Below are 698 nucleotides of genomic sequence, written 5' to 3'. Positions count from 1 at the left end.
GTCCAAGCGCGGTGGGGTGCTGGGGGATTGTGGTTGGGGGCGCTTGGACTTGACCCGCGTCACCGCGCCCCCGTCTTAACAGCATCAGGGCCGCCCGGAAAATGGCCCCGGCTCAAAGGTCCGCTGTTCTCCTGGTCCGCTGGCCGGCGGTGGCTCGCGAGCAGGAAGTACAGCGGAGTCGGTAGCCGACGCCTGCGGCCCGGCAGCGGCCAGCGGACCTCACGCGAGCGAGCCTGGAAGCCGGGGCCCATTTCCGGGTGGCCCCCTCCGAGTCTTGCCCCCGGTCTCGGGATCACGGGTCAAGTCCAAGCGCCGCCAGGGCGCGCGGACTTGAGGCGTGATCCCGAGACCGGACAATGGGCAAGCGAGGGGGCCACCCGAACGGTGCAGCCCCAGCGAACGAGAGCCCGGCGAACTAGCCCCCCAAATCACGGATGGCAAGAACGGTCTCGATCCGGTCAGCCTCCGCGGCAGGCTTGTCGGGACGATGCCGCAACACCCGGGCGAACCGCAGCGCCACACCGGCCGGATAGCGCGGCGACGTCTGCACACCGTCGAACGCGATCTCGACCAGCAGCTCCGGCCGCACCGGCACCACCCAGCCATCGGTCGGGCCGGTGGCCAGCGACAGCAACTCGGCCGTCTGCCAGGTCAGCATCTTGTCGGTGAGCCCCTTGAACGTCTTCCCGAGCATGACC

The 698-nt window shown here is 69.8% G+C and carries 1 protein-coding gene; it reads right to left on the bottom strand.

What is annotated here, in order from left to right; all coding sequences use genetic code 11:
* Window positions 1–415: 415 nt before the first annotated feature.
* Window positions 416–698, bottom strand: a 283-nt coding sequence (locus tag C1I92_RS32970) for an ATP dependent DNA ligase (RefSeq protein WP_499799507.1), incomplete at its 5' end; no start/stop codon positions are given.

Origin of the sequence: Jiangella anatolica, assembly GCF_003236295.1 — a bacterium.
Taxonomy (GTDB): Bacteria; Actinomycetota; Actinomycetes; order Jiangellales; family Jiangellaceae; genus Jiangella; species Jiangella anatolica.
This window is presented reverse-complemented; position numbering and strand designations above follow the sequence as displayed.